A 25,686-nucleotide genomic window follows, 5' to 3' on the forward strand; every position below is an offset into this window, starting at 1 on the left:
GCGGGAGATCGCTCGGGTCAGGTCACCCGACGGGCCGCGTCGCGGTGCCGGTCGAGCCAGTCCCGCAGGTCCGCGAGCGGGGCCGCCCGGCCCGGTTCGTGGTAGATCTCGTGCCAGAAGTCGTCGTACCAGAGCACGGTGGTGTCGGCGGACCCGGAGCGCTCGTCGAGCAGCCGGGTGCCCGCCGGGTCGGTGAGCCGGTCCGCGGTGCCGTGCTGCACGAGCAGCGGGATCCGCAGCTCGGCGGCCCGGACGGGCAGCTCGGCCATCTGCCGGTAGATCTCCGCGCCGAGGGCCAGTGTGGGGCGGCCGTGGTGCACGAGCGGGTCGGCGTCGTAGTCGGCGACGACGGCCGGGTCCGAGCTGATCGCGGACGTGTCGATCCCGACCGGGCGGACCGTGGGCAGCACCTTCGCGACGACCGACAGCAGCGGGACGAGCGCGGCCGGGACGGCGTCGGAGGCCAGCGCGGGAGCGGACAGCACGAGTCCGTCGAGGCGGTTCTGGTGGCGCAGCGCGTAGGCGAGCGCGATCTGGCCGCCGAGGCTGTGCCCGAGCAGGAACACCGGGATGCCGGGGTGGCGGGCGATTGTCTCGCGACGGAACGTCTCGAAGTCGGTGAGCAGGTCGTCGTAGCGGCGGACGTGCACCCGGGTGCCGCCGGAGCGGCCGTGGCCGCGGTGGTCGAGGCCGTACACGGCCCAGCCGTCGGGGACCAGGGTGTCGACGACGGTGGCGTAGCGGCCGGAGTGCTCGCCGATGCCGTGGCTGACGAGCAGGACGCCGGTCGGCTCCTCGGCGGGGAGGCGGCCCTGCCAGAACAGCTCGATGCCACCGACGCCTGGGAGCCGGCCGTGGACCTCCGTGGTGCCGGTCATCAGCCCGCCAGGTCGTGCCGCACGTCGTCGCCGGCGACGAGCTCGACCTCCACGCCGGGGCCGTCGCCCGCGGCGAGCAGGTAGCGGCCGGGATCGAGGTCGGTGAGGCGGTAGGTCCCGTCCGCCGCGGCAGACGACGAGGCGACCGGGTCGCCGTCCTGGGAGAGCACGACGACGCTGCCCGCGGGCGCCGAGCCGTGAACGGCGGCGGCAGCGACCAGGCGCAGGGTGGTGCCGGCCTGGTCGTCGCCGACGGTGCAGGTGGCGACGCCGGGCAGGTACCCGTCGGCACGGGCGACGACGACGAAGGCCCCGGCGCCCGGCGCCGTGACCTGCGCCGTCCCGTCGGCGTCGGTGGTCGCGGAGCCGAGGGGCCCGCCGGAGCGGTCGCGCAGCGCGACCTCGGCGCCGCGCAGCGGGGCGTCGGTGGCGTCGACGACGCGGACCTCGACGTCCTGCGGCGCGGTGCCCGGTACGACCGTCGACGGCGCGGGGCCGGTCCGGGGAACGGACAGGGCCACGTCCTCGGCGCGGTCGGGGCGGACGGCGGTGGTCGGGCCGGCGTGCACGGGGGCCTCCTCGGCCTCCGGTGCGGTCGTGGACCGCTCCGGGATGGTGGGGTCCGGGGTCGGGGCCTCGGCCTGCGGGTCCTGCTCCTGCAGTCCCTGCTCCTGCGGCTCCTGCTCCTGTGGTCCCTGCTCGTGCGGCTCCCGGTGGAGCGGGGCCGGGGCGGTCGTGTCGGGCGCGGTGGCGGCGACGGGGGTGTCGTCGGCGGTCGGGCCGTCCTCCGTCGGGCCGTCCTCCGTCGAGCCGTCTCCCATCGGTCCTCGAACAGGGGCGACCTCGGGGGCCGCGGTGTCGTCGAGAGCCGCGGTGTCGTCGGGAGCCGTGGGGTCGTCTGCGGTGTCCTCTGTGGGGCCGCTGTCGGCCGCGGGCGTCCCGCGCAGCGACGGAGCGAGATGCCGCGGTCCGCTCCCCGGACGCGCGGACCGCAGGACCCGCGGGGCGGGCCGGGGCGGCGGCTCGGGGTTGTCGCCGGTCTCGCGCGCGGCGCGGCCGCCGGCGGCCGCGAGCCCGATCGACGGGATCCGGCTCACCGGGGAGGTGTCGGTGGCGGTCTCGGGCGCGCCGGCCTGCTCGGGGACGCGGCCCGCCCAGGCGTGCGGGGTCGAGATGCGGTCCCGGGCCTCGCGGAACTCCCGCTCGGTGTCCGGGTCGGCCGGGGCGCGCACCGACGTGCGCTCCGACGGCAGTGCCGTGACCCGCCGGACCAGGTCCGGGTCGAACGGTGCGCGGGGCTGGGCCGTGGTGGCGGGCTGGGCCTCGTCGACCTCGGCGTCGCCCTCCTCGCCGGCCTGCTCGTCGGCGGCCTGCTCGTCGCCGGCCTTCTCGTCGGCGGCGGCCCCGGCGGCGGCGCCGGCCGCAGCAATCCCCGCGGCGGTGGCCCCGGCGGTGGCACCAGCGGAGGGGGTCCCGGCGGACGCGGCACCCTCGGTGTCCTCCGAGGACGCGGCGGCGGGCTCCCCGGTGGCGGTCGTCGACGTGTCCCCGACGACCGCGGTCCCGGAGGTGGGCGTGCTGATGTCCGGCGCCGAGCTGTCCGGGCCCGGGCCGCCGGCCACGGTCACCTCGTCGGCGGCGCGGGCGGCCGGGTCCGCGACGGCCCGTCGCCGCACGAACGGAGTCGGGGCCGGGGTCCGCCGGACCGGTGCCGGCTCGACGGGCTCGAGCGGCTTGCCGTCCTTGAACCCGCGCGACCAGGGCGGGCCGACCGGCCCGGCGCTCACGTCGGGGGTGACCCGCGGGACCGCCGGCAGCTCATCGGTGGGGTCGGCCGCGCCGACCGCCTCGGTGATGTCGGGCGCCGACGACGAGGGGCCGAACTCCTCCACGGTGTCCGCGACGGCGGGGGTCCGCGGACGCTCCTCCCGCGGGCCGACCACGGCGACGGGCGTGGTCGCGGAGGCCGCGTCAGCGGGATCGTCGTCCACCGCGGCGGCGGTCCCGGTGCCCGCACGGTCCGTGGACTGCTCCTCGTCGGCCTCGGGCTCCGGCAGGTCCTCGTCCACCGGGGACGCCGGGGAAGGGGACGCGGGAGGTGCCGGCGACGGGTCGGGCGCGGGCCTGCGCGACCCGTCGTCGAGGCCGCGGGCGCGGCGGTCGACGAGATCGGCGACGGTGCGCGGACGGTCCTCTTCGGACGACGCGACGTCGTCCTCCCGGCCCCGTCCCCACCGCAGGAACCCGGCGATCCCGACGGCCACCAGCACCACCACCACAACCAGCCCGAGCAGGGCCCACGTCGACATCTGGAAGTCCTCCTGCCGGAGCTGCGCGAACCGTCGTCCACGACACGGTGCGGCCCAGGAGGAGGTGCCCGTCGCCGGGCCCCGCCGCCCGGCCGGTCACGGTGACCCGCTCGGCGCATCCGGCGACGCACCGTAGCACCGCGGACCCCCTGACCGGGGGTGAGCGGAGGCGTCCCGCGTGTCGGTCACCGACGTTGCCCGTCTCACCCCGTGCGGCCGGGCCGGACCGCTGCTCATCCGCCAGGATCGACCCATGACCAGCGACCCGGTGACCCCCGAGCTCGCCGAGATCGCCGACGCCCACGGCGTCGCGACCTCGTACCTCGACGGCAGCAGGACCGAGCAGCGGATCGACGCGGAGGTGGTCCGCACCGTCCTCGGGTTGCTGGAGGTCGACGTCGCTTCCCCCGACGCGGAACGCGTGGCACTCGCCGGGGCCCGCGAGCGCGCCGGCGCCGGGGCACTGCCGCCGACGATCGGGCTGCGCAGCGACCGTTCCCGCGCCGTGCCGGGCCGCGGGCGGCTGACCGCCGTCGACGGCGCGCGGGGCGAGCAGGGCTGGGCCCGTGACGTCGACGGCGAGCTCCCCGCCGGGCTGGAGCCGGGCCGCTACGCGCTGGAGACGACGGCCGGGCGGGCCCACGTCGTCGTCGCACCGCCGACGCTGCCCGACCCGCCCCGGACCTGGGGCTGGATGCTGCAGCTCTACGCCCTGCACTCGCGCGGGTCGTGGGGCATCGGCGACCTGGGCGACCTCACCGCGCTGATCCGCGGCGGGCACGGGGCGGGCGCGGTGCTGCTCAACCCGCTGCACGCGATCACCCCGGTGCCGCCGGTGCAGCCGTCGCCGTACACGCCGTCGTCGCGCCGCTACGCCACCCCGTTGGCACTGCGGATCACCGACCTGCCCGCCTACGCGGCCGCCGCCGCCGTCACCCGCGCCGAGGTCGACGCGCTGCGTCCGGAGACGACCGGTGACCGGATCGCCCACGACCGCGTGTGGGCGGCGAAGCGGTCCGCGCTGGAGGCGCTGTGGCGCAGCGCCGGCCACCCCGACGGCCATCCCGACGACGACCTGCGCGACTTCGCGACCTACTGCGCCCTCGCCGAGCGCTACGGCGGCCGCTGGTCGCTGTGGCCTGCGGAGCTGCGCCGGCCGGACGGTCCCGGGGTCGCCGCGGCCCGCGAGGAACTGGCCCCGCGGGTCGCGTTCCACGCGTGGGTGCAGCGCCAGGCCGAGGCCCAGCTGGCCGCGGTCCGCACCGCCGCGAAGGACGCGGGCATGCCGGTCGGGGTCATCCACGACCTCGCCGTCGGCTGCGATCCCGAGGGTGCCGACGCGTGGATGCTGCAGGACGTGCTCGCGCTCGACGCGACGGTCGGTGCGCCGCCGGACGCGTTCAACCAGCGCGGTCAGACGTGGGGCCTGCCGCCGTGGCGCCCGGACCGGCTCGCCGACACCGGCTACGCCGCGTTCGGCGACATGACCCGCGCGCTGCTCGCGCACGCCGACGGCCTGCGGATCGACCACGTCATGGGGCTGTGGCGGCTGTGGTGGGTGCCGTCCGGGCAGACCGCCGACCGCGGCACCTACGTCCACTACGACGCCGACGCGATGCTCGCCGTCCTGCTGCTGGAGGCCCACCGCGCGGGCGCGCTGGTCGTCGGTGAGGACCTGGGCACGGTGATCCCGCGGATCCGCGAGGACATGGCCGAGCGGAACCTGCTGGGCTCGACGGTGCTGTGGTTCTCCCGCGACCCCGACCCGGTGACCGGCGGCGACGACGGTCCGCTGCGCCCGCCGCGCCGCTGGCCCGAGCGGTCGGTCGCGACGATCTCCACCCACGACCTGCCGACCGCGCCCGGGTTCCTGGCCGGCGAGCAGGTGCGGGTGCGCGCCGAGCTGGGGCTGCTCGACGACCCGACGACCGAGGAGGCGAAGGCGGGCGCCGAGCGGGACGAGCTGCTGGCGCTGCTGACCGCGGAGGGGCTGCTCGACTCCCCGGACGAGACCGACGAGGACACGATCGTCGTCGCGCTGCACGCGCTGCTGGCGTCGGCGCCGTCGCGGCTGGTCCTGGCCTCCCTCTACGACGTGCTGGGCGAGACCCGGCAGCCCAACCTGCCGGGCACCGTCGACGAGTACCCGAACTGGCGGATCCCGCTGCCGGTGTCGTTGGAGGACGCGCTCGCCGACGACCGGGTCCGCCGCGTCGCCGAGGTGCTGCGCGCCCGGACCGGCGACGACGACTGACCCGCGGCCCTGGCAGGATGCCGCCCCGATGAGCGTCGAGAACACCTCCGCGGGAATGGACCCGACCGCCGTCGACCTCGTGCGGGCCGACGGCACCGCCGGTGCGCTGTGGCAGGCCTGGACCACCGGCGAACGGATCGCCGCGCTGCCGGAGCTGCTGCGCCCGCGCAGTCTCGCCGAGGGCTTCAGCGCGCAGCGCAGGCTGTCGGAGCGGGCCGGGCCGTCCTACGGCTGGAAGCTCGCGGCGACCGCGCCCGCCGGGCAGGCCCACATCGGCGTGGACGCCCCGCTGCCGGGGGCGCTGTTCGAGCGGTTCCGGCACTCCCCCGGCGACGTGGTGCCCTCCGACGACCTGCACATGGCCGTCGCCGAGGCGGAGTTCGCGTTCGTCATGGGCGCGGCGGTCGGCGCCGACGCGACCCGCGAGGAGGTCCGGGCCGCGGTCGCCGCTGTGCACGGCGCGGTGGAGCTGCCCGAGTCGCGGTTCACCGACTTCGTCGCGGCCGGGGCACCGTCGATGCTGGCCGACGCCGCGTGCGCCGGACGGTTCGTGCTGGGCCCGGAGCTGCCCGGTGCCCTCGACCTGGACCTCGCGTCGACCCCGACCACCCTCCGGGTCGACGACGCCACGGCGACCGGCTCCGGCGCGGCCGTTCTCGGCGACCCGTGGGCGGCACTGGCCTGGCTCGCCGACGTCCTGCCCGGCTACGGGCTCCGGCTGGAGGCGGGCACGGTCGTCACCACGGGGACGACGACCACCCCCGTGCCCGTGCACCGCGGCGCCCGGGTCCGGGCGAGCTTCGGCGACGACCTCGGCTCGGTGGAGTTCAGCCTCGCCCCGTGACCGGCCGGGCGTCAGCGCACGACGTTCAACGCCCCCGCCGCGCAGCGGATGCGGATCGCGGTCCCGGCCGCGACCTCGTCGACCTCGCCGTCGATCTGCACCGGCATCGGCCCGCACGCGGTGAACCGGAAGTCCGATGTGGACGGCTGCCGACCGAGTCCGGAGAACGCAGCCCGGGCGGCCACCCACAGCTGCTTCCACTTCGGACGGTGCTCCAGCAGCACGACCTCGAACCGGCCGTCGTCGGGACGGCTGGTGGCCGACAGCTCGGCGACCTTGGCCATCTCGCCGATGTTGGCGAAGACCAGGTTGTCGATCCGGCGCCGGTCGCCGCGGGAGAACTCCACCTCGAACGGGGTGAACGCCCAGAACGCCCGCACCGTGGTGATGACCTCCCGGATGCTGCCCTTGCCGCCCTTCTCGATCTGCAGCGCGACGACCGGGGTCAGCCCGAACCCGATGTAGGAGTGCGCGTAGCGCGGCGGGTCCTCGTCGCGGTGCATCTCGAGCAGGTCCATCGGCTCGGGGCGGCCGTCGAGGATCGCCTCGGCCAGCGGACGCCGTGCGGTGACGCGGTCGTGGTCGTTCGCGTTCCCGGCGGCCAGGACGGCGGCCGCGGCGGAGGTGCCCGGCACGTCCATGATCCCGTTGACGACCTCGTTGTAGCCGCCGTCGCCGGACGCCGAGACGATGAGCGGGCGCCCACCGGCGGACGCGGCGTCCCGGGCGATGACCCGGGCGTGCCCGGCGTACTCGGTGGGTACCAGCCGCACGCTCAGCTCGGGCCGGGCGGCGTGGAGCTCGTCGCGCAGCTGTTCGGCGAGCACGTCGGCATCCCCGGTACTGCCCGGGTTGAAGACCACCAGCACGGAGTCGATCGGCTCAGCCACGCGCACACCGTAGACGCCTGCGGCCCCGCCACCGTTGCGGCACGGTGGGAGTCATGGATCTGCAACTGAACGGGCGTCGGGCGATCGTGACGGGCGGGAGCCGCGGCATCGGGTTGGCGACGGCCAGGGCGCTCGCCGCCGAAGGCGCCCGGGTCGCGTTGTTCGCGCGTGACGCCGGGGCCCTGGAGTCCGCCGCGGCCGCGCTGCGCGCCGAGGGGGCACCGGAGGTGCTCGCCGTCGCCGTCGACACCACCGACGACGACGCGGTCCGCCGCGGCGTCGCCGTGGTCGCGGACCGGCTCGGCGGGGTCGACGTGCTGGTGAACGCCGCCGCGCGACCGGCGAGCGCGGGCCCGCCGACCGACCTGGCCTCCATCACCGACGACGCGGTGCGGGTCGAGCTGGAGACGAAGGTGCTCGGCTACCTGCGGTGTGCGCGGGCCGTCGCGCCGCTGATGCGCGCGCAGGGGTGGGGCCGGATCGTGAACGTCAGCGGTCTGAACGCGCGGAAGTCGTCGTCGCTGGTGGGGTCGGTGCGCAACGTCGCGGTGGCCTCGATGACGGCGGCGCTCGCCCAGGAGCTGGGTCCGCACGGCATCAACGTGACGGTCGTGCACCCCGGTGCCACCGAGACCGAGCGGACGCCCGCCGCCCTCGCCGCGCGGGCGGAGTCGGCGGGGATCACCGAGGCGCAGGCGCGCGCGGAGCTCGAAGCGACGACGACGATCGGCCGCATCACGACCGCCGCAGAGGTCGCCGACGTCATCACCTTCCTGTGCTCGCCCCGTTCGGTCGCCGTCACCGGGGACGCCGTCGCCGCGGGCGGAGGGACACCGGGGGTCGTGCACTACTGAGGCCCGGCGAGCGGACCGCCGCCGCCCGACCGCAAGGCCGGATCGGCCCGGACGGCCCTCCCGGATGGCACGATGGTCGAATGGAGGGGACCCGCGTGGACCGGTGGCTGTGGTCGGTGCGGCTGGCCAAGACCCGCGCCGACGCCGCGACGGCCTGCCGCGGCGGGCACGTGCGGATCAACGACCGGCCTGCGAAGCCGGCCGCGACGGTGCAGGTCGGTGACCGGGTGCGAGTGCGGGTGTACGACCGGAACCGGATCGTCGAGGTCACCCGGGTGATCGAGAAGCGGGTCGGCGCGCCGATCGCGCAGGAGTGCTACATCGACCACACCCCGCCGGAGCCGACCGCCGCGGGACAGCCGCTGTTCGCCCACCGCGACCGCGGGGCGGGGCGTCCGACGAAACGCGACCGCCGGATGCTCGATCAGCTGGGGCTGTCCCGCCGCACCTCCTAGGCCGGTGTGAGGATGGGGGCATGTACGACGCCCTCATGCGCCACGTGCTCCGGCGCCTCCCGTCCGAGCCCGCGCACCGGATGGGGTTCGGTGTGGTCCGCGCACTCGGGACCGCGCCCGTCGTGGGTGAGCGGGTCGCGGAGCGGCTCGCCCCGTCGGACCCGGTGCTGCGCACCCGGGCGCTGGGTCTGGAGTTCGCCGGCCCGCTCGGTCTGGCCGCCGGTTTCGACAAGGACGCCGAGGGTGTTCTCGCACTCGGCAGGCTCGGGTTCGGCGCGGTCGAGATCGGGACGGTGACCGGGCGGGCGCAGCCCGGGAACCCACGGCCCCGCCTGTTCCGGCTGGTCGACGACGCCGCCCTGGTCAACCGGATGGGCTTCAACAACTCCGGTGCCGGGACCGTCGGGCCGCGCCTCGCCGCGCTGCGCACCCGCCCCGGACCGGGGATGCCGGTGCTGGGGGTCAACATCGGCAAGAGCAAGGCGGTGCCCGCCGAGGACGCGGCGTCGGACTACCGCGCGAGCGCCGCAGCGCTGGGCGCCTACGCCGACTACGTCGTGGTCAACGTCAGCTCACCGAACACCCCAGGTCTGCGGGACCTGCAGCAGGTCGACGTACTGGAGCCGCTGCTCGTCGCGGTGCGCGAGGAGCTGGACCGGGTCTCCGGCGGACGTCGTGTGCCGCTGCTCGTGAAGATCACCGTGGACCTGGCCCCGGAGGACCTCGACGCCGTGGCCGACCTGGCCCGGCGCCTGCGCCTCGACGGGGTCGTCGCCACGAACACGACCGTGTCTCGCGACGGTCTCCGCACCGCTCCCGACGTCGTCGCCGCGGCCGGTGCCGGCGGCTTGTCCGGACGCCCGTTGACCGAGCGTGCCCGGTCGGTCGTCCGCCAGCTGCGCACCCGGCTCGACGACGGCCAGGTCGTCATCTCCGTCGGTGGGATCGCCGACGCGGAGGAGGCCTACCGGCGGATCCGCTCCGGTGCGGCGCTGGTGCAGGCCTACACCGGGTTCATCTACGGCGGTCTGCTCTGGCCCGCGCGGGTCCACCGGGAGCTCGCGGCGCTGCTGCGCGCCGACGGGTTCTCGTGTGTCGACGACGCCGTGGGTGCCGATCTCTGAGGCCTTGTGGCTGGTGTGCCGCCGGCGGCTGTTCTCGGCCACTGGGTCCCCAACCTGGATTCCGCCGTTGTGTCCCCTCTCGGCGTTCTTGTCCTCTCTCGCCGGTGGTGCAGTGTCGCGGCTCGCCGGTAGTGCCGGGTCACGGCTCACCGGTGGTGCAGGGTCACGGCTTATCGACGGTCCAGAGTCGGGGTGGAGCAGCGTCGGTGGTGCAGCGTTGTCGGTGGGCCGGGGGTCGCCGGGGCCCCGGCTCCGGGCCGAGTCCCCGCCTACTCTCACCCGCCCTGCCTTACCGCGCCTCATCTATCGCCGCGGGTGCGTGTTCGACCTCGCACACCGTCCTGCGACCTCGCAGCCCTTGCAGCAGATGCGAGGTCACAGAAACCTGTGCAACGTGCCCCGCCCGGCTCACAGCCAGCGCAGAACAGAACAGAACGGGACGGGACGGGTGCGACTCCACGACAGAAGGCGCCCAGAGCACAGGCACACAACGCCCCGCACCCCGCCGGCCGCACTGTGGGCAGCGCTGTCGTGCCCTGGCAGCCTACGAAGAGCCGACCGGAACAGAGCCCAGAAAACAGGAAACGCCCCGGACAATGAAGTCCGGGGCGTTTCCAGTTCATGTTGAATGTCGGCGGCGACCTACTCTCCCACACCCTGGCGAGTGCAGTACCATCGGCGCTGGAAGGCTTAGCTACCGGGTTCGGAATGGGACCGGGCGTTTCCCTACCGCAATGACCACCGACAACACTATTCAACAAACCCCCACACAAACATGGGGGGACCTACGAACACACAACCCGCACAGGGGTTGTGGGCTCAGGGTCACACAGTGGATGCGAACAACTCGTTGTGGCAAGCCCTCGGCCTATTAGTACCGGTCAACTCCACCCCTCACAGGGCTTCCATCTCCGGCCTATCAACCCAGTCATCTCCTGGGAGCCTTACCCACTCAAAGGTGGTGGGAGACCTCATCTTGGAACAGGCTTCCCGCTTAGATGCCTTCAGCGGTTATCCCTCCCGAACATAGCCAACCAGCCGTGCCCCTGGCGGGACAACTGGCACACCAGAGGTTCGTCCGTCCCGGTCCTCTCGTACTAGGGACAGCCTTCCTCAAGTCTCCAACGCGCGCGGCGGATAGGGACCGAACTGTCTCACGACGTTCTAAACCCAGCTCGCGTACCGCTTTAATGGGCGAACAGCCCAACCCTTGGGACCTACTCCAGCCCCAGGATGCGACGAGCCGACATCGAGGTGCCAAACCATGCCGTCGATATGGACTCTTGGGCAAGATCAGCCTGTTATCCCCGGGGTACCTTTTATCCGTTGAGCGACACCCCTTCCACAAGGTGGTGCCGGATCACTAGTCCCGACTTTCGTCCCTGCTCGACCCGTCAGTCTCACAGTCAAGCTCCCTTGTGCACTTACACTCAACACCTGATTGCCAACCAGGCTGAGGGAACCTTTGGGCGCCTCCGTTACTCTTTGGGAGGCAACCGCCCCAGTTAAACTACCCACCAGGCACTGTCCCTGAACCAGATCATGGCCCGAGGTTAAGACACCCAATTCGACCAGAGTGGTATTTCAACAACGACTCCACCACCACTGGCGTGATAGCTTCACAGTCTCCCACCTATCCTACACAAGCCGAACCGAGCACCAATACCAAGCTATAGTAAAGGTCCCGGGGTCTTTCCGTCCTGCCGCGCGTAACGAGCATCTTTACTCGTAGTGCAATTTCGCCGAGTCTGTGGTCGAGACAGCGCCCAAGTCGTTACGCCATTCGTGCAGGTCGGAACTTACCCGACAAGGAATTTCGCTACCTTAGGATGGTTATAGTTACCACCGCCGTTTACTGGCGCTTAAATTCTCCGCTTCGCCCCCCGAAAGGGACTAACAGGTCCTCTTAACGTTCCAGCACCGGGCAGGCGTCAGTCCGTATACATCGTCTTGCGACTTCGCACGGACCTGTGTTTTTAGTAAACAGTCGCTTGGGCCTGGTCTCTGCGACCGGCCATCCCTAGCCCGCACGGGGCATCAAGACAACCGGCCCTCCTTCTCCCGAAGTTACGGAGGTATTTTGCCGAATTCCTTAACCACAGTTCGCTCGATCGCCTCGGTATTCTCTACCTGACCACCTGTGTCGGTTTGGGGTACGGGCCGCAACAACACTCGCTAGAGGCTTTTCTCGACAGCATGGGATCACCCTCTTCGCCTCAATCGGCTACGCATCACCTCTCACCCCTCACGACCCCCCGGATTTACCTAGGAGATCAGGCTACAGGCTTACACCACGACAACCACCGCGTGGCGGAGCTACCCTCCTGCGTCACCCCATCACTTGCCTACTACCAGATCGGATCCCACGCTCCCCCACAAACAACACTCCCGAAGGAGCGAAGGTGGGTTCGGATGGTTAGCATCACCAGCCTCGGCATGGACGCACTATCACGAGCACGGGAATATCAACCCGTTGTCCATCGACTACGCCTGACGGCCTCGCCTTAGGTCCCGGCTCACCCTGGGCGGAACAACCTGGCCCAGGAACCCTTGGTCATCCGGCGGCAGAGATTCTCACTCTGCATTCGCTACTCATGCCTGCATTCTCACTCCCACACCCTCCACCCGTAAATCACTCCCGGGCTTCACCAGACGCAGGACGCTCCCCTACCCAACAACACCACAAAGATGTCATTGCCACGGCTTCGGCGGTGCGCTTGAGCCCCGCTACATTGTCGGCGCAGGACCACTTGACCAGTGAGCTATTACGCACTCTTTCAAGGGTGGCTGCTTCTAAGCCAACCTCCTGGTTGTCCGGGCGATCCCACATCCTTTCCCACTTAGCGCACGCTTAGGGGCCTTAGCCGGTGATCTGGGCTGTTTCCCTCTCGACCACGAAGCTTATCCCCCGCAGTCTCACTGCCGCGCTCTCACTCACCGGCATTCGGAGTTTGGCTGACTTCGGTAAGCTTGTCGGCCCCCTAGGCCATCCAGTGCTCTACCTCCGGTGAGAAACACACGACGCTGCACCTAAATGCATTTCGGGGAGAACCAGCTATCACGAAGTTTGATTGGCCTTTCACCCCTACCCACAGCTCATCCCCCAGGTTTTCAACCCTGGTGGGTTCGGGCCTCCACGACGTCTTACCGACGCTTCACCCTGGCCATGGGTAGATCACTCCGCTTCGGGTCTACACCCCGCGACTCAACCGCCCTATTCGGACTCGCTTTCGCTACGGCTACCCCACACAGGTTAACCTCGCCACGAAGCATAACTCGCAGGCTCATTCTTCAAAAGGCACGCCATCACCCCGCCCCGAAGGACTCAAGGCTCTGACGGCTTGTAAGCACACGGTTTCAGGTACTATTTCACTCCCCTCCCGGGGTACTTTTCACCTTTCCCTCACGGTACTTGTCCGCTATCGGTCACCAGGTAGTATTTAGGCTTGACGGGTGGTCCCGCCAGATTCACAGCGAATTTCACGGGCTCGCTGCTACTCGAGAACAATGCCCACAACAGAACCAAACATTTTCGCGTACGGGGCTATCACCCACTACGGCCGACCATCCCAGAATCGTTCCGCTAACACTGGTTCTCGTTGTCCCATCCTCGGCAGAAGATGAACGACACGCCTCACAACCCCGCACCCGCAACGCCTGCCGGCTTGACACGGACACGGTTTAGCCTCATCCGCTTTCGCTCGCCACTACTCACGGAATCACTATTGTTTTCTCTTCCTGTGGGTACTGAGATGTTTCACTTCCCCACGTTCCCTCCACGCACCCTATGAATTCAGGTACGGGTAACGCCCCATGACGGGCGCTGGGTTTCCCCATTCGGACACCCTCGGATCACAGCTCGGTTGACAGCTCCCCGAGGCCTATCGCGGCCTCCCACGTCCTTCATCGGCTCCTGATGCCCAGGCATCCACCATGTGCTCTTAACAACTTGACCACAACAAGATGCTCGCATCCACTATGCAACACTCAACCCACAACCACACCCAACCAAGAAACAACCACCACCCACCACAAGCAGGCGTTAGGAAGCCCCCGACCAGAGCGGCCAAAGAAAACAACCCGTTCACCAGGTGTCTCCTCAGGACCCAACAGTGTGCCAAGCCAAACCGGTCCAACGAACTGCGTTCCACCCAACGCACCCAACCCACAGACGGAGTTGATGGCGCGATTCAATGAAGGAACCACAGAAACCCACAGAGCAAAACCCTGTGAAGCCATGTGGTGCCCCATCACATGATGGGACTCCTTAGAAAGGAGGTGATCCAGCCGCACCTTCCGGTACGGCTACCTTGTTACGACTTCGTCCCAATCGCCAGTCCCACCTTCGACAGCTCCCTCCACAAGGGTTGGGCCGCCGGCTTCGGGTGTTACCAACTTTCGTGACGTGACGGGCGGTGTGTACAAGGCCCGGGAACGTATTCACCGCAGCGTTGCTGATCTGCGATTACTAGCGACTCCAACTTCACGGGGTCGAGTTGCAGACCCCGATCCGAACTGAGACTCACTTTAAGGGATTCGCTCCACCTCACGGTCTCGCAGCCCTCTGTATGAGCCATTGTAGCATGTGTGAAGCCCTGGACATAAGGGGCATGATGACTTGACGTCATCCCCACCCTCCTCCGAGTTGACCCCGGCAGTCTCCCATGAGTCCCCACCATAACGTGCTGGCAACATGGAACAAGGGTTGCGCTCGTTGCGGGACTTAACCCAACATCTCACGACACGAGCTGACGACAGCCATGCACCACCTGCACACCAACCACAAGGGAAGCCCTATCTCTAGGGATGTCTGGTGCATGTCAAACCCAGGTAAGGTTCTTCGCGTTGCATCGAATTAATCCACATGCTCCGCCGCTTGTGCGGGCCCCCGTCAATTCCTTTGAGTTTTAGCCTTGCGGCCGTACTCCCCAGGCGGGGCGCTTAATGCGTTAGCTGCGGCACAGAAACCGTGGAATGGTCCCCACACCTAGCGCCCAACGTTTACGGCGTGGACTACCAGGGTATCTAATCCTGTTCGCTCCCCACGCTTTCGCTCCTCAGCGTCAGTATCGGCCCAGAGACCCGCCTTCGCCACCGGTGTTCCTCCTGATATCTGCGCATTTCACCGCTACACCAGGAATTCCAGTCTCCCCTGCCGAACTCAAGTGATGCCCGTATCGACCGCACGCTCAGAGTTAAGCCCCAAGTTTTCACGGCCGACGCGACACACCGCCTACGAGCTCTTTACGCCCAATAATTCCGGACAACGCTCGCACCCTACGTTTTACCGCGGCTGCTGGCACGTAGTTGGCCGGTGCTTCTTCTCCAGGTACCGTCAATCACTCTTCGTCCCTGACGAAAGAGGTTTACAACCCGAAGGCCGTCATCCCCCACGCGGCGTCGCTGCGTCAGGCTTCCGCCCATTGCGCAATATTCCCCACTGCTGCCTCCCGTAGGAGTCTGGGCCGTGTCTCAGTCCCAGTGTGGCCGGTCGCCCTCTCAGGCCGGCTACCCGTCACCGCCTTGGTAGGCCATCACCCCACCAACAAGCTGATAGGCCGCGGGCCCATCCCCCACCGAAAAAACTTTCCACCACCAACCATGCAGCCAGTGGTCCTATCCGGTATTAGACCCAGTTTCCCAGGCTTATCCCAGAGTGGAGGGCAGGTCACCCACGTGTTACTCACCCGTTCGCCGCTCGTGTACCCCCGAAAGGGCCTTACCGCTCGACTTGCATGTGTTAAGCACGCCGCCAGCGTTCGTCCTGAGCCAGGATCAAACTCTCCAACAAAACCCTGACAAACAAACACTAGCCACAACACCCGACGGAGGCCGAATGCTGCAACCAAACAAACAATTTGGCACAAAACGCCAAACCGATTCAAATAGCTCGACACACTGTTGAGTTCTCAAAAGACACCCGCACCGCAATCACCCACACCCTCCAACAGAGAGCGGGATCCTGAAGACGGATCGCCTCGACCCACCAAGACAACCACACCGAGAAACTCGGCGAACCACCAGGGGGTCAGTCGTCCGCGGGGCCTGTTGACCGAACCACTCAGGGCCCGTTCTGTCCGGCTCACTCGCTGACAGGAAGAAAGTTACGGCACGGTGTCCGGGGTCGTCAAACCGGGGGGTCCACGGGGCGAACATCAGGCGTCGTCGCAGGTCGTCGCGGGGCACGAGGGCGAACTCCGGGTTACCGATACCCACTCACCTGGCGATACCGACGATCACCGATCTGTGTGACGCCGACCACGGTCTCTTCGCGATGGGTTGTCGACGTGGTCTTCTCGGTAGTCGGGCCACCATCCGTTCAGGTCGTGAATCGGCCCGTGACCTGCGCAGTCAGGTCACCGTCGCAGTCTGCCGACGCGTTCTTGTCCGGCGTCGCCGTGTCCGGTCGGCCGTCGACCGGCGGCCCGACCCCGCACCGGCCCGTAGGCCCCCTCGCGGGAGACGAGGGCGGGTTCCGGTCCTGCCCACCGTCGGCGATCGTCGTCCCCCTCGAGGGGGAACCGTCCCCAGCGGTCCCGTGGGCAACCGTCGGCCGACGTCCTGCGGAACGGGTCGATGTGGCCTCCGACGGGCGGTGGTCCCGGGGGCGATCCCGGCGGCTGCGGGCCGGGCTCCCGGGCCCGACCGTCGCGGGCCTGCCCCGTGTCGCGAGAGCTCACAGTGGGCGGCACCGGTCTCTCGGTTCGGCGCGATCGATGCGCGGTGGCGCGCACGGCTCATGGATTTGTCGTCACGACGACAGCGTGACGACCCGTCTGACCTGCGAGGACGACCGATGGTGGTCTCCGGCCCGGCGTCTTCACCGCATCAGGGGGGTATCCGTGCCCGTTCCGGCGCGTTGGTCCGTCGAGTGCTCCTCGTCGGATCCTGCAGCGCGTCGGGGGCGAATGCGCGACGCGATCCGACGAGGAGCACTCCCTTTCCCCTCCCCTGCGGGTGACACCGGTCGGCGCCACCGCGCGTCCGGGGTCACGGGGCGGCAGGTGCCGCGGGAACAGCAGGCGCCCCGGGTGCCGAGGGAACAGCGGACGCGCCCGGAGCAGCGGGTGCCGCGGGGGCAGGGGCGCGGCCCTGGCCCGGGGCCGTGGCACCCGGCGCTGCCGGGACCGGCGGTACCGGAGCACCGACCTGCGGCGCGGGCGGTGCTCCGCCGTCACGACCCGGTCCACCGGCCGGACCGCAGGCGCCGGGGCCGCCGGGACCGCCCGGGCCGGCACCGTCGGGGCCGCGGCCCGGACCGCCGCCCTCCCCACGGGGACCACCGGGGCCACCGGGGCCACCAGGGCCACCAGGGCCACCAGGGCCACCAGGGCCACCAGGGCCACCAGGGCCACCAGGGCCACGGTCGTCGGCGGCGACGGCCGTCCGGGCGGGGCGGTCGCCCGGACCGGCGAACGCGGTCCCGACGATCAGTCCGCTCGCGGTGGCCCCGACGACCAGGCCGATCACGCCGGCCGCGACCACGGGCAGCGCGGAACGGCGTCGCAGCGCGGCGAACCGGCGTCGTCGCGGAGGGTCACCCGCGTCGGAGGCGGCGGCCACCGGCTCCTCCCCGTGCGCGTCGTCGCCGACGTGCGGGGTCGGGGTCCGGGTGGTGGGGGTCTCGTCGGCGGGGACCGGGGGCTGCCGGTCGGTGGGGCGGTCGTCGTTGCCGGGGGTGCGGTTCTCGTCGTTCATGGTTCTCCTCGGAGCGTGCCGGGCCCGGATCAGGGCAGCGGCGGGTGCGGACCGCCGGACGACGGACCGCTGGGAGTCGGGTGGGATCAGCCGGCGGGAGGCCGCGCGGCGTCGACGACGTCGCGGGCAGCGGACGTCGTCGCGGGCAGCGGACGTCGTCGCGGGCAGCAGCTCGGACACCGAGTCGACGACCCGGCTGCCGCCCTGGGACTGCACGACCGTCGTCACCGGGGCGAGTGCCTCGGCGCTCACGACCGCGGGGACCACCCACGAGACCAGCCAGATCACCAGGAGGGCGGTCACGGCGCCGGTGACGGCGCCGACGATGCGGTCCAGGAAGGACAGCTTGCCGCGGGCGAGAACCCGGCTGACCAGTCCGCCGAGGAACCCGCCGACCAGCGAGCCCAGCAGCAGGCCTGCGATCACCCCGGCCAGGCCCCACAGCCAGGCCGAGTCGGGGGTGTCCCCGTAGCGGGCCAGGTTCGAGCCCCAGGCGGCGCCGAGGCCGGCGCCGACCACGAGGCCGAGCAGGCGCCCGGCGCGGGCCACGCCGCCGAGGCGGCGGAACCCGCCGATCGCGGCGGCCAGCACGATGATCAGGACGATCACGTCGAGCAGGGTCATCTCTTCCTCTCCGTGCCGCGGGCCGGGTGGCTCGTCGTCTCGGTGTCCGGCTCGACAGTGCCCGCGGCACCTGGAGGCTTATTCAGGCTCCGTCAGGTAAGTGTGTAGAAGATGAGTCCGATGACTGCCGAGATTGTCGTTTTAAATGTGGCGTAGGGCCGCCGGTAGTCTGTGTGGAGAACTTTCCACGTTTTGATATGGGCGATGACTCGTTCGATGGTGGCGCGTGTGTGGTTGAGGCTCTTGTTGAATGTTTTTTGCCAGTCGAGAAGTTCCCGGCCGGGTGGTTTTTTGAACGGGGTGAGCATGCCGCGCCCGATGTATCCTTTATCGCCGATCGGGGGGTATGTGGCGAGGTGGTCGAGGGCGCCGGATTGGTCGAGGCAATATAGGTCGTGTCGGGAGCCTGGGGTCGGGTCGGAGATCCACGACAGCTGCCCTTCCAGGGTGGCTGCGACCTGGACGACGACGCCGGTGGTGCGATGCTTGCCCGACCACAGACCCGGCACCGCGGCCCATGACCAGCAGGGCAGCAAGGTTCCATCGATGATGTACTGCCGATCGGCACGAAGCTCCTCTGTCGTCGGAACGACACTCCGCAGCGCCTGTGCCAGCAACGGTGTCACCCCCGTGATCGCTCGACTAACCGTCGACTGCGACACCCCATAGGTTTCCGCCAACCCCCACTGCACACGATTCCCGCGCAGATACGCCAACGTGATCACCACCGACCAGAACAACCCCAGAACCGGCGGCCAAGACAAACGTGCCTCCGTCGCGTCCCGCTGATCCTGCTCATACACTATAGCGACAAGATCCTGAATTTCATCACGCCGGAAACCAGTGGTATAGTACATACTGCGGCAGCCCGTTCATCTCGGATTGATTCGGCAAACCAATATTCGCGATGGACGGGCTGTCGCCCAACCCGACACGCCGGGCTAGATCGTTATATCACGGGGCCTGAATAAGCCTCCTGAGACGGACCTGAATCCGGCGGGTCCTTCAGCTCCCCCTCAGCCTCACGGCGCACCCTTGTCCGGTGAGCACACGCCAGGACGACGACAGCCGTGGCCCCACGACCCGGGTCCTGGTGCTCGAGGACTCCGACGCCATCCGCGAGTCCGTCGTGGACGCGCTGGCCGACGCCGGGCACGTGGCCGAGGGCGTCGTCGACGGCGTCGCGTTCGAGGAGCGGCTCGCCGCGTTCCGGCCGGACCTCGTCGTCCTGGACGTGATGCTGCCCGGCGGGCGCGACGGGTTCGAGCTGATCGACGTCGTGCGCGGGTACGGGGACGCCGGGATCGTCATGCTCACCGCGCGCGAAGCGCTGACCGACCGGCTCCGCGGGCTCGACTCCGGCGCCGACGACTACGTCCTCAAGCCGTTCGCGCTCGACGAGCTCGTCGCCCGGGTCGCGGCGGTGCTGCGTCGCCGGGGCAGGCTGCCGTCCGCGGTGCAGGTGGGCGACCTCGTCCTCGACCCGGACGCCGCCGTCGCCGCCCGCGGGGGGACGGTGCTGGAGCTGTCCGCAACCGAGCTGCGGCTCCTCACTTACCTCGCCGAGCAGCGCGGACGCACCGTCTCCAAGGCGCAGATCCTGCGCTCGGTCTGGGGCTACGACGCCTACGACCCCAACCTCGTCGAGGTCCACGTGTCGGCGCTGCGTCGCAAGCTGGAGGCCCACGGCCCCCGGCTGCTGCACACCGTGCGGGGCCTCGGCTACTCGCTGCGCGGACCGGCATGAGCTCCGCCGCCGCGCCGGCCCGCACCACACCACGGGCCCGCACCGCGACGCCGTCGCTGCGCCGCCGGGTCACGGCCGCGGTGCTCGGGGTGGTGGCGGTGCTGCTGGTCCTGGTGGTGGTGCTCGTCGACGTGCTGCTCGGGGCCCGTCTGGAGTCCGATCTGGACTCCGAACTGCGGGGCCGGGTGGTGCAGGCCCAGCAGCTGATCGCCGCGGGCGCCACCCCGGAGGAGCTGGTCACCAGCCTCTCCGGGCAGCAGATCCGGATCAAGGTGACCACCGCCGACGGGAAGGTCATGGGCGACCCCGGTCTGAGCCCACCCGGCACCCCGCCGCCCGGCGGGCGCCGGGACCGCGGCCCCGGTGGGGACCGCACCGGGGGCGACGACACCGGGGGCGACACCACCGACCACGCCGGGGACGAGCACACCGACGACCCCGCCGTCGTGCCGGCCGCCCCGGTCCCGGGCGGGCGCCCACCCGTCCCGCCGGACATCGGCAGCCGCACCGTGACCCTCGACGCCACCGACGGGGCGGAGGTCGAGCTCGTCGCCGACGCCGCCGACGTCACCCAGGTCCGCAACGGCCTGCGCGCGGTGCTGGCCGGGTCGGTGCTGCTGACCCTGCTCGTCGCCCTCGGGGCGGTGTCGTTCGTCGTGCGGACCGCGCTGCGTCCCCTGGACCGGATGACCGCGCTCGCCGGGCGGATCACCGCCGGCGAACGCGACGCACGCCTGCGGCCCGACCGCCCGCACACCGACCTCGGCACCGCGGCCGCGGCGATGGACGGCATGCTCGACGCCCTCACCGACGCCGAGCGGCGCTACCGGGAGGAGGCCGAGCGGACCCGGGTGTTCCTCGCCGACGCCGCGCACGAGCTGCGGACGCCGCTGTCCGGGATCACCGCCGTCGCCGAGACGCTGGAGCGGTCCGGGCTCGACGCCGACCCCGCACGGCGGGCCCGACGCCTGGAACTGCTGCTCGGCGAGACGCGCCGGGCCGGGCGGCTCGTCACCGACATGCTCGACCTCGCCCGCATCGACGGCGGCACCGCGGTGGCGCCCCGGGAGGTCGACGTCGCCGGGATCGCCCGCGCCGAGACCGAACGGGCCGCGGTGCTCGCGCCCGGCCTGACCGTCGACGGCCGCGGGGAGCCCGCCACGGTGCGCGCCGACCCGCAGGCGGTGTCGCGCATCCTCGCCAACCTGCTCGACAACGCCCGCAGGCACACCCCCGCCGGCGGACGGATCGACGTCGTCACCCGGGCCGACCTGGCGGCCGGGACCGTCTCGGTCTCGGTGCGCAACACCGGCACCCCGATCGCCGACGGCGACCGCGAGCGCGTCTTCGACCGGCTCGTCCGGCTGCAGGACGCCCGCGACCGGGACAGCGGGGGCGCCGGGCTCGGCCTGGCGATCGCCCGCGGCCTCGCCCGCGCGCACGGCGGCGAGCTCACCTGCCCGCCCGACGACGACGGCGCCACCTTCGTCCTCACCCTGCCCGTGACGGGCCCGGACGGCGGCGGCGGCGGACTACCGTCGTGACGTCACGCAACCGCCAGCCCGACGACACCCGATCCAGGAGGCCGCGGTGACCGAGGAACCGCGGATCCCCCGGGGTCTGGTCACCGCGTCGAGCCTGGCCTGGCGCGGTCTGCTCGTCGCGACCGCCGTCGCCGTCGTGCTGTGGCTGATCGCGCAGCTCGCGGTGCTCGTCGTACCGGTGGTGCTCGCGCTGATCCTGACCGCGCTGCTCGCGCCGGTGGCCCGGGTCGTGAACCGGGTGCCGCTGGTGCCCCGCGGCGTCGCGACGGGCGTCGTCGTCGCGGGCGGGCTGGCGGTGGCGGTCGGGGTGCTGTGGTGGGCGGTCGCGGCGTTCCTCGACGGGCTGCCGAGCCTGTCGGCGAGCATCGGGGAGACCGTCGTCGCGCTGCGGGACCGGCTGGCCGGCCCGCCGTTCCGGCTCGACGACACCCAGCTCGCGGCCGTGTTCCAGTCGGTGCTCGACACGCTGCAACGCAACCAGGCCGCGCTGGCGAACAACGTGATCGGCGCCCTGGGCACCGCGGGCGAGCTGGCCGCCGAGACCCTGCTCATGCTGTTCGTGCTGATCTTCCTGATCCACGACGGAGCGCGGATCTGGCGGTTCGTCCTCGGTGCGGTGCCGCAGCACGTGCGCCGCCGGGCCGACGTCGCGGGCCGGCGGGCGTTCGCGTCGCTGGTCGGCTACACCCGGGCGACGGTCGTCGTCGCGGCGGTCGACGCGGTGACCGCCGCGGTCGGCCTGTGGCTGATCGGCGTACCGCTGGTCGTCCCGCTGGCGACGCTGATCTTCTTCGGCGCGTTCGTCCCGACCGTCGGCGCGGTCGTGACCGGGATCGTGGCGGTGCTGGTCGCGCTCGCCTCCGGCGGTTGGGTGGACGCGCTACTCGTGATCGGTCTGCTCCTGATCGTGCAGAACGTCGAGGGCTACATCCTGCAGCCGTTGCTGCTGGGCCGGTCGGTGCGGCTGCACCCGCTCGCGGTGGTGCTGCCGATCAGCGCCGGTCTGATCGTCGGCGGGGTCCCCGGAGCGCTGCTCGCGGTGCCGCTGGTGACCCTCGCCGACGCCGGGGTCCGCTCACTGCGCCGACCCGGCGACGGGACGCTGCGCGACGCGGGCACCGTCGACCCGTTGGACCCGCGGTCGGCGCGGCCGCTGCGCGGCGAGGGCCCCGGACCGGCCACGCTCCCCGGCCCGGTCTGATCCGCGACGCTGCGCGCCACGGAGGGACACGGGTCCGATGCGCGGTACGGTGGGGCAGTTCCGCGTCCCGGGTCTCCCCGGGCGCCGACAAGCGGCCCGCACCGGGCCAGGAGTTGATGTGACCGAACTGGAGCCGACGACCGGCGACGCGACCGTACTTCCGGACGCGCCGGCCGTGGTCGATCGGCGCTGGACCAACGCCCCCTGTGCCGCACTCACCGTCGGGACCGACGGGACCGTGCTGCAGGCCAACGACGCCGCACGCCCGCTGCTGCCCCGGGTCCGGGTCGGGGACCCGGTGTCCCGGGTCGCCCCGTGGCTGGCGACCGCGGGCGGCTGTGACCAGAGCATCCCCCGGGCGTTCTCCGACGTCGTCGACGGCCGCGCGCTGGAGGCCCAGCCCGTCCGGCACGAGGACGGCTCGGTCACCTGGTGGCTGTTCGACGTCACCGACGTCCGGTCGATCCGCGACGAGCTGCACCTGGAGCAGGCCCGCGCCGCGGTCCTGTCCGAGGCCTCGGCCGCGCTGCTGGGCTCGCTGAACCTCCGTCGCTGCATGGAGGTCACCGCCCAGCTCGCCGTGAGCCGGCTGGCCGACGGGGCGCTCGTGATGACCCCGGGCACCCGCGGGCAGTTCGAGGTCGTCGACGCCGTCAGCGGCGGCCCGCTGCTGCACCGGATGCTGCACGTCGACCCGGACGAGGTCCCCGGCCTGGCCGAGGCACTGCAGGGCTACCCGCCGGTCCCCTCGCGCTGGATCGACCCCGCCGTCGCTCCCGCCTGGGTGACACCGGAGGGGTTCGGTGACGTCGGCTCGATCGTCGTCACCCCGCTGCCGGGGCACGGCATCCCGGCCGGCGCCATCGTGCTCCTGCGCCGCGCCGACACCGGGCCGTTCAGCGAGGGCGAGGAGGCGACCGCCCGCGAGTTCGCAGCCCGGTCGGGACTCGCGATGTCGGCGGCCCGCATGTTCGCCCAGCAGGCCTCGATCACCGAGGTCCTCATGCGCGACCTGCTGCCGCCGTCGCTGCAGCACGTCTGCGGCGTCGAGTTCGCCGGTGGCTACCGGCCGGCGCAGGACTCCGAGCGGGTCGGCGGGGACTTCTACGACGTGCACTCCGGCGTGGACGGGTCCGAGGAGACCCTCGCCGTGCTGGGGGACGTGTGCGGCAAGGGCCTGGAGGCCGCCGTGCTCACCGGCAAGATCCGCAGCGCGGTGCACGCGCTGCTGCCGATGGCCGACGACCACCTGCGGCTGCTGCGCCTGCTCAACAACGCGCTGCTGTCCGACGACCACGCCCGTTTCGTGACGCTGGTGCTGGCGTCGGTGGCGCGCGCCGGGGCGGACGTCCGGCTGCGCCTGACCTGCGCGGGCCACCCGCCACCGATGATCATCCGCGCCGACGGCCGCGTCGAGGACGCGGCGACGCTCGGCACGCTGATCGGGGCGCTGCCCGAGGTCCACGCGTCGACGTGGGAGACCCGGCTCGGGCCCGGCGAGACCTGTCTGCTGTACACCGACGGCATCACCGAGGCCCAGGGCGGCCCGCTGGGCCGCGAGCAGTTCGGCGAGGAGCGCCTGCGTCGCGCGGCGGCCGAGTGCGCCGGGATGCCGGCCGAGGCCGTCGTCGAGCGGGTGCAGATGCTCGCCACCGAGTGGGTGGGGCGCAACGCCCACGACGACATGGCCCTCCTCGCGGTCACCGCGCCGCGCGGCCGACACCTCACCGCGGTGGGTGGTTCGAGCCGGGGCAGGTACACCGCATGACGGCCGGGCGCTACACCGACCTGCTGTGGGACGCGGTGCTGCGCAGCGACGAATACACCGCGGTCGACGTCGTCGTGGACGCGCTGCGCGACGGCCTGGAGGCCGAGACGGTGCTGCTCGAGGTGATCGGCGCAGTACAGCGGCGGGTGGGGCGCGAGTGGGCGGCCAACCGCATCTCCGTCGCCCAGGAGCACGCCGCGACCGCGATCAACGAGCGTGTGATCAGCACCCTGGCGCTGTCCAGCGGGCGTCGCCGCGGCGACCTGGGCCGGATCACCGTCGCCTGCGTCGACGGCGAGTGGCACGCGCTGCCCGCCCGGCTGCTGGCCGAGGTGCTGCGGCTGCGCGGGTTCAGTGTCGACTACCTGGGTGCGCAGGTCCCCGCGGCGCACCTGGTCACCCACCTGCACCGGACCGGCCCGGACGCGGTGGCGCTGTCGTCGTCGATCGCGACCCGGCTGCCGACCGCGCACGCCACCATCACGGCCTGCCAGGCCGCGGGCGTCCCGGTGATCGTCGGTGGCGGGGCGTTCGGGCCGGACGGCCGCTACGCCCGGCTGCTCGGCGCCGACGCCTGGGCCCCGGACGCACGGGCCGCCGCACGGACCCTCGCCGACGGGCTGCCCGCCCCGGCGCACCCGCACGCCCAGCCGCTCGACGACCTGCCGCACCTGTCCGACCAGGAGTACACGCTGGTCACCCGTGGTGCGCCGCGGCTGGTCGCGGCGGTGCTGGACCGCCTGCCCGAGCGTGTCCCGGCGATGGCCGACTACGACGACGACCAGCGCCGACACACCGCCGAGGACGTCCGGCACGTGGTCGACTTCCTCGCCGTCGCCCTCTACACCGGCGACGCCGAGCTGTTCGAGCAGTTCCTCGGCTGGACCGCCGACGTACTCGAGGCCCGGTCGGTCCCGGTGGCCGTCCTGCGCCCGGTCCTGGATCTGCTCGGCGACGAGCTGCGCGACTTCACCCGGGCGGCGGCGCTGCTGCGGCACGCGGCCGCGTCCGCGGCGCTCACCCGCGGCCCGGGCTCCCCCGTCCCGACCGTCGCCGTCACCGAGGGCTCCGGCACCGACACAGATCCCGACGCCGCGACCCTGCACCGAACCGGAAGGCCCGCATGAGCGCCCCGCGAGAGCTGTCCCTCACCTGGACCAGCCCCGCGCCCGACCTCGTGACGGTCGCGCCGGACGGTGACCTCGACTACGCCACCTCCGACGCCCTGGCCGACGCCGTCGCCGCCCTGCTGGACGAGCGGCCCGGTATCCGCGAGCTGCGGATCGACTGCGCCGGGATCGAGTACTGCGACTCCTACGGCCTGTCGTCGCTGCTGATGGTCCGCAGGCGGACCCACGCCGCAGGGGTCGTGCTGCACCTGGACAACCGCTCCGGCGCGCTGGAGCGGCTGCTGCGCGTCACCAGCACCCTGGAGCACCTCACCGGCGCCGGCGGGTCGGCGCGGGAGCAGAAGCTCGACACCTGAGCCGCTCGGC

16 protein-coding genes and 3 rRNA genes are annotated in these 25,686 nt (G+C 71.4%); 11 read left to right on the plus strand and 8 right to left on the minus strand.

Annotation, left to right across the window (positions count from 1 at the left end; genetic code table 11):
- Positions 1-17 precede the first annotated feature (17 nt).
- Together KPL59_RS15335 and KPL59_RS15340 are read right to left on the minus strand one after the other, a co-directional pair.
- Positions 18-878 (minus strand): alpha/beta hydrolase, encoded by an 861-nt coding sequence (locus tag KPL59_RS15335; RefSeq protein WP_075308716.1) that lies wholly within the window; start codon positions 876-878, stop codon positions 18-20.
- Positions 878-3,187, minus strand: coding sequence for a carboxypeptidase-like regulatory domain-containing protein (locus KPL59_RS15340; protein WP_226359049.1), 2,310 nt, complete (start codon positions 3,185-3,187; stop codon positions 878-880). The genes KPL59_RS15335 and KPL59_RS15340 overlap by 1 nt, the downstream gene beginning before the upstream one ends.
- Positions 3,188-3,440: 253 nt before the next feature.
- On the opposite strand from KPL59_RS15340, the gene malQ reads away from it, so the two are divergent.
- Positions 3,441-5,441: a 4-alpha-glucanotransferase gene (gene malQ, locus KPL59_RS15345; RefSeq protein WP_226361200.1), complete on the plus strand. Its 2,001-nt coding sequence runs from the start codon at positions 3,441-3,443 to the stop codon at positions 5,439-5,441.
- Positions 5,442-5,469: 28 nt separating this feature from the next.
- Positions 5,470-6,285, plus strand: a complete 816-nt coding sequence (locus KPL59_RS15350; RefSeq protein ID WP_226359051.1) for a 2-keto-4-pentenoate hydratase — start codon at positions 5,470-5,472, stop codon at positions 6,283-6,285.
- An 11-nt stretch (positions 6,286-6,296) separates the two neighbouring features.
- On the opposite strand, the gene KPL59_RS15355 is transcribed toward KPL59_RS15350, so the two are convergent.
- Positions 6,297-7,175: a diacylglycerol kinase family protein gene (locus KPL59_RS15355; protein ID WP_226359052.1), complete on the minus strand. Its 879-nt coding sequence runs from the start codon at positions 7,173-7,175 to the stop codon at positions 6,297-6,299.
- 53 nt (positions 7,176-7,228) lie between these two features.
- On the opposite strand from KPL59_RS15355, the gene KPL59_RS15360 reads away from it, so the two are divergent.
- From KPL59_RS15360 to KPL59_RS15370, 3 genes are all read left to right on the plus strand, one after another.
- A complete protein-coding gene (locus KPL59_RS15360) occupies positions 7,229-8,029 on the plus strand; it encodes an SDR family NAD(P)-dependent oxidoreductase (RefSeq protein ID WP_226359053.1) in 801 nt (266 codons plus the stop codon).
- Between the two features lie 80 nt (positions 8,030-8,109).
- Positions 8,110-8,484 carry an RNA-binding S4 domain-containing protein gene (locus KPL59_RS15365; RefSeq protein WP_020625426.1) on the plus strand — a complete coding sequence of 125 codons (375 nt, stop codon included), beginning with the start codon at positions 8,110-8,112 and terminating at the stop codon, positions 8,482-8,484.
- 20 nt (positions 8,485-8,504) lie between these two features.
- Entirely contained in the window at positions 8,505-9,608 is a 1,104-nt protein-coding gene (locus KPL59_RS15370; RefSeq protein WP_226361201.1) for a quinone-dependent dihydroorotate dehydrogenase, read from the plus strand.
- A 629-nt stretch (positions 9,609-10,237) separates the two neighbouring features.
- On the opposite strand, the gene rrf is transcribed toward KPL59_RS15370, so the two are convergent.
- From rrf to KPL59_RS15395, 5 genes are all read right to left on the minus strand, one after another.
- Positions 10,238-10,354: ribosomal RNA gene (gene rrf, locus KPL59_RS15375) — 5S ribosomal RNA — on the minus strand.
- A 105-nt stretch (positions 10,355-10,459) separates the two neighbouring features.
- Positions 10,460-13,563 (minus strand): 23S ribosomal RNA (locus KPL59_RS15380).
- A gap of 316 nt (positions 13,564-13,879) precedes the next feature.
- Positions 13,880-15,399: ribosomal RNA gene (locus KPL59_RS15385) — 16S ribosomal RNA — on the minus strand.
- Together the 16S, 23S and 5S rRNA genes form the textbook arrangement of a ribosomal RNA operon.
- Positions 15,400-16,598: 1,199 nt before the next feature.
- Positions 16,599-17,930, minus strand: a complete 1,332-nt coding sequence (locus KPL59_RS15390; RefSeq protein ID WP_226361202.1) for a CvpA family protein — start codon at positions 17,928-17,930, stop codon at positions 16,599-16,601.
- A 92-nt stretch (positions 17,931-18,022) separates the two neighbouring features.
- Entirely contained in the window at positions 18,023-18,787 is a 765-nt protein-coding gene (locus tag KPL59_RS15395) for a transposase (RefSeq protein WP_226361203.1), read from the minus strand.
- A 185-nt stretch (positions 18,788-18,972) separates the two neighbouring features.
- On the opposite strand from KPL59_RS15395, the gene KPL59_RS15400 reads away from it, so the two are divergent.
- The 6 genes from KPL59_RS15400 (at position 18,973) to KPL59_RS15425 (ending at position 25,676) form a co-directional block, all read left to right on the plus strand.
- Positions 18,973-19,677 carry a response regulator transcription factor gene (locus tag KPL59_RS15400; protein ID WP_226361204.1) on the plus strand — a complete coding sequence of 235 codons (705 nt, stop codon included), beginning with the start codon at positions 18,973-18,975 and terminating at the stop codon, positions 19,675-19,677.
- Complete coding sequence (locus KPL59_RS15405) at positions 19,674-21,221, plus strand: cell wall metabolism sensor histidine kinase WalK (RefSeq protein WP_226361205.1); 1,548 nt, start codon at positions 19,674-19,676, stop codon at positions 21,219-21,221. The genes KPL59_RS15400 and KPL59_RS15405 overlap by 4 nt, the downstream gene beginning before the upstream one ends.
- A gap of 46 nt (positions 21,222-21,267) precedes the next feature.
- Positions 21,268-22,422, plus strand: coding sequence for an AI-2E family transporter (locus KPL59_RS15410; RefSeq protein WP_226361206.1), 1,155 nt, complete (start codon positions 21,268-21,270; stop codon positions 22,420-22,422).
- 118 nt (positions 22,423-22,540) lie between these two features.
- Positions 22,541-24,190: a PP2C family protein-serine/threonine phosphatase gene (locus tag KPL59_RS15415; protein ID WP_226361207.1), complete on the plus strand. Its 1,650-nt coding sequence runs from the start codon at positions 22,541-22,543 to the stop codon at positions 24,188-24,190.
- Positions 24,187-25,317, plus strand: coding sequence for a B12-binding domain-containing protein (locus KPL59_RS15420; RefSeq protein WP_226359061.1), 1,131 nt, complete (start codon positions 24,187-24,189; stop codon positions 25,315-25,317). The genes KPL59_RS15415 and KPL59_RS15420 overlap by 4 nt, the downstream gene beginning before the upstream one ends.
- The gene (locus KPL59_RS15425) at positions 25,314-25,676 is read left to right on the plus strand and encodes an STAS domain-containing protein (RefSeq protein WP_226359062.1); all 363 of its coding nucleotides are present in this window, start codon (positions 25,314-25,316) and stop codon (positions 25,674-25,676) included. The genes KPL59_RS15420 and KPL59_RS15425 overlap by 4 nt, the downstream gene beginning before the upstream one ends.
- Positions 25,677-25,686: the final 10 nt, after the last annotated feature.

Source organism: Pseudonocardia sp. ICBG1142 (genome assembly GCF_020496255.1).
GTDB lineage: Bacteria > Actinomycetota > Actinomycetes > Mycobacteriales > Pseudonocardiaceae > Pseudonocardia.

Bases quoted from the DNA above. Each gene is read 5' to 3' on its own strand.
- KPL59_RS15335 (WP_075308716.1), bottom strand. From the start codon at position 878: ATGACCGGCACCACGGAGGTCCACGGCCGGCTCCCAGGCGTCGGTGGC.
- KPL59_RS15340 (WP_226359049.1), bottom strand. From the start codon at position 3,187: ATGTCGACGTGGGCCCTGCTCGGGCTGGTTGTGGTGGTGGTGCTGGTG.
- malQ (WP_226361200.1), top strand. From the start codon at position 3,441: ATGACCAGCGACCCGGTGACCCCCGAGCTCGCCGAGATCGCCGACGCC.
- KPL59_RS15350 (WP_226359051.1), top strand. From the start codon at position 5,470: ATGAGCGTCGAGAACACCTCCGCGGGAATGGACCCGACCGCCGTCGAC.
- KPL59_RS15360 (WP_226359053.1), top strand. From the start codon at position 7,229: ATGGATCTGCAACTGAACGGGCGTCGGGCGATCGTGACGGGCGGGAGC.
- KPL59_RS15365 (WP_020625426.1), top strand. From the start codon at position 8,110: ATGGAGGGGACCCGCGTGGACCGGTGGCTGTGGTCGGTGCGGCTGGCC.
- KPL59_RS15370 (WP_226361201.1), top strand. From the start codon at position 8,505: ATGTACGACGCCCTCATGCGCCACGTGCTCCGGCGCCTCCCGTCCGAG.
- KPL59_RS15390 (WP_226361202.1), bottom strand. From the start codon at position 17,930: ATGACCCTGCTCGACGTGATCGTCCTGATCATCGTGCTGGCCGCCGCG.
- KPL59_RS15395 (WP_226361203.1), bottom strand. From the start codon at position 18,787: ATGTACTATACCACTGGTTTCCGGCGTGATGAAATTCAGGATCTTGTC.
- KPL59_RS15405 (WP_226361205.1), top strand. From the start codon at position 19,674: ATGAGCTCCGCCGCCGCGCCGGCCCGCACCACACCACGGGCCCGCACC.
- KPL59_RS15420 (WP_226359061.1), top strand. From the start codon at position 24,187: ATGACGGCCGGGCGCTACACCGACCTGCTGTGGGACGCGGTGCTGCGC.
- KPL59_RS15425 (WP_226359062.1), top strand. From the start codon at position 25,314: ATGAGCGCCCCGCGAGAGCTGTCCCTCACCTGGACCAGCCCCGCGCCC.